Source organism: bacterium (assembly GCA_037131655.1).
Classification (GTDB): domain Bacteria; phylum Armatimonadota; class Fimbriimonadia; order Fimbriimonadales; family JBAXQP01; genus JBAXQP01.
In genome coordinates this window covers 1-2,750 of record JBAXQP010000337.1, presented here as the reverse complement: position 1 = coordinate 2,750, position 2,750 = coordinate 1, and the positions used below count along the sequence as shown (strand labels likewise).

The window sequence follows — 2,750 nt, the reverse complement described above, 5'->3', positions numbered from 1 at the left end:
CACTCCTTCGGAGTTGCCTTCGGCAATCTATCTCCCTTTGGTCGGTTGTGGTTAATTCCGCCGGATTCGGGCTAAAGCACCCGAACGAACCACAAATCGGCCCCGGACAGTCACGTCCCGTATTTTTCCCGAGACCCCTCGTCCCTCGAACGCGGAATAATACCATTGGCCCTTTGAAATTGGACTTTGCAGCGCAAAATAAAGGGGGCATCGCCGTCTCGGCTGTGTGGACACTGGTCCACTTGCTCCCACCCTGCCCAGCGGAACCAAGGAGCACGCCAACACACACGGGCAAGACGCCCTGTGCCCCTCTGCTAAAATCCAAAAGCATGCTGCTTTTGGTATAATCCGTCGCCATGTGATGGATTTTTGCCGAAATGATGCTGGTGGATTGGGAATCGAAAACCACGATGTCCACATCACACCCGAGCGCGATTCCTGCGCTGGGGTTATTTAATGTCGGAAATCATTACTAAAATATTAAATGCAATAATTTATATAAAACCATCACGAGCACCAGGAGATTACCCTAAAGATAGGATTTCCGTGGCTGCCCTGCGACCGCTGAGCCACGCGCCATGAACTGTGCTCGGATATTTGCGATGCGTGGCTTCTCCAGCAAAGAATAACCTTCCACCGACACTGCTTGCGAGAGAATCGTAGTCACTCCCAGTGGCATTAGGAGGGATATGGGAATACGATCCGCGTGAAAAAACATCGCTTTTCCATCGTGTTACACGCACACCAATGGGATCAGGGATTGATTTGCCGTAGATTTTTCTCAGCACTATCATGGCAGAAGCAGCAATGGCCGAATCCGATTGAGCCTCCAGTTGTTCTCCATAAGTTCCAGCATTAAATCCAAGTAGAACAGGCTGGTTTGTATAATGATACATATTCAACCACTCGCACCATTGACCGCGTGCGGAGTTCACATATCCGAGCAAATCCGGTTGGCTATCCCAGAAAACCCGAGAAAATCTTAGATAGCACTTATTGAGAACACTCATATTGAGTCGCGAAATCGACGCCGACTTGGTTGAGGGAAGCGGCGGGTTAAATAACACATTCCCCTGCTTCAGAACACCAAGTGGCAGAGTGATCACGGCAAAACTTCCATCAAAGGTTCCTTTCGAAGTCGCAATGCTAACCCCAGACGAGGTGCGCGTAATGCTTTGAACAATGTGACTTGTCCGAATATCCAAGCCTATTTTAAGTTGTTCGACGATTTGACTATACCCCCCTGGGAGAACAACGTCCGATCCTCCATAAGCGCTATCCTGATCAAATTCAAAAAGAGACAGATCACTGACATCGCAAGCATATTCATGCTCGATCTCCGTATTGACCAAGTAGTTCAAGTCTTGAAGCTGCTCAGGCGTAAAAGAACGCTTGGCGATGTAACTATTGATGAAGCTACTAAGAGAACGATCTTTGACTTCTTCATTTTGTGCCTTTGAAATAGCTGCCGCGAGTTGATCAAAATTGCTGTTAATCCGTGCATCTCGGGAATCAGAAATCCGACTCCCGTTGTCAGCATATCGGATCATGGCTTCATAATTTGTTACAGCCGTTTTGATTCTATACTTATTGACAAGCTCGGAAATAGGGTTATTGCGGATGCCATGAATCCAACTGGCACCCAAGTCAAGGGGCACGCCATTCAGGCTGGTATCCGTATGCAAACGCCCGCCGACTCTTTCGCGCCCTTCTAAAATAATGACACGGTATCCTGCCGCCTTGAGATCAATCGCCGCCGCAAGTCCGGATATTCCAGCCCCCACGATAAGAACCGTCTTGGAGGATGAGGCGGCCATCGATGATCTGCCACAAAATACCGAAGAACCCAGAAGCACAGCCAACCGACAGAATGAACGCCGTGTCATTCCATCCTCTGTTACGATCGAACCGGCAAAGTCATGAGACGATTTAGGCATTTTTTTCATCGCAGGGGATTGATTGTTTTCAGTTTCATTAGGAATTTTTCACATCCCAATAAATATGTCAAATTTAATGGAATCTCACATCGTGGTCTTATTGAACCCTACACCGAGACCGTGGGTTCAGCAAAATACTTGTATTCGGAAGCATTAAACAGCTGCAACTAATTCGAAAGCAGGAGGAAATAGAGCAACAAAGACGGACATTATGTCAATAATTAATCCCTGACCCATATCACTTCGTCGCCCGCTTCACAAATTGCCAACTGCTGCTGGGTGGTCAAATTTTTTTTAAATTAAAAACCCCTTGACTAAATCAAAAAAAGAACCATTATGGTCACATGATTGCTACTCTGCGTGAATCTAAGACCAAATTGAGCGAGTTTGTTAGCCTTGCCAATTCAGGCGAGGAGATTTTGATCACTGTTCATGGTCAGCCCAAGGCCCGACTTCTCCCTGCATCGACACCGCTGTCTGATACCACAGATTGGTTATGCGACTTGGCAGCCCTCCGCTTGAGTTTAGGTCAGCCCTCCACAATCGAGAAGCCGAGTGCGCTGGATGAAGTACGGGAGGATCGCTGGTGAAAGCCGTTTACTGGGACACCTCCTGCGTATTGGCCCTCTATTTGCCAGAGCAAATCTCATCACAAGCCTCCGAGTTAGCCTCCACGCTTAAAGGGCCGATCCATTCGAGCGCCATCCTTGAATTTGAAATGACCTTTGCCATTCATGCAAAGGAATCCCGAGGGGAAATTCCGACCGGGAGTTCCGGAAGAGTGCTTTCCCAATTTAAAACCGACATCCAATC

General features: G+C 47.9%; 4 protein-coding genes. 3 read left to right on the top strand and 1 reads right to left on the bottom strand.

The annotated features are described in order from the left end of the window. The first annotated feature begins 226 nt into the window (after nt 1-226). Nucleotides 227-457 carry a hypothetical protein gene (locus tag WCO51_12070; GenBank protein ID MEI6513989.1) on the top strand — a complete coding sequence of 77 codons (231 nt, stop codon included), beginning with the start codon at nt 227-229 and terminating at the stop codon, nt 455-457. 67 nt (nt 458-524) lie between these two features. On the opposite strand, the gene WCO51_12065 is transcribed toward WCO51_12070, so the two are convergent. Then, complete coding sequence (locus tag WCO51_12065) at nt 525-1,937, bottom strand: FAD-dependent oxidoreductase (GenBank protein MEI6513988.1); 1,413 nt, start codon at nt 1,935-1,937, stop codon at nt 525-527. A 344-nt stretch (nt 1,938-2,281) separates the two neighbouring features. Here WCO51_12065 and WCO51_12060 point away from each other — a divergent pair, with 344 nt between their 5' ends. Both WCO51_12060 and WCO51_12055 read left to right on the top strand, forming a co-directional pair. After that, the gene (locus tag WCO51_12060) at nt 2,282-2,527 is read left to right on the top strand and encodes a type II toxin-antitoxin system prevent-host-death family antitoxin (GenBank protein ID MEI6513987.1); all 246 of its coding nucleotides are present in this window, start codon (nt 2,282-2,284) and stop codon (nt 2,525-2,527) included. Then, the coding region (locus tag WCO51_12055) for a hypothetical protein (GenBank protein MEI6513986.1) at nt 2,524-2,750 on the top strand (227 nt) is incomplete at its 3' end. The genes WCO51_12060 and WCO51_12055, both read left to right, overlap by 4 nt.

Bases quoted from the DNA above. Each gene is read 5' to 3' on its own strand.
- WCO51_12065 (MEI6513988.1), bottom strand. From the start codon at position 1,937: ATGCCTAAATCGTCTCATGACTTTGCCGGTTCGATCGTAACAGAGGAT.
- WCO51_12060 (MEI6513987.1), top strand. From the start codon at position 2,282: ATGATTGCTACTCTGCGTGAATCTAAGACCAAATTGAGCGAGTTTGTT.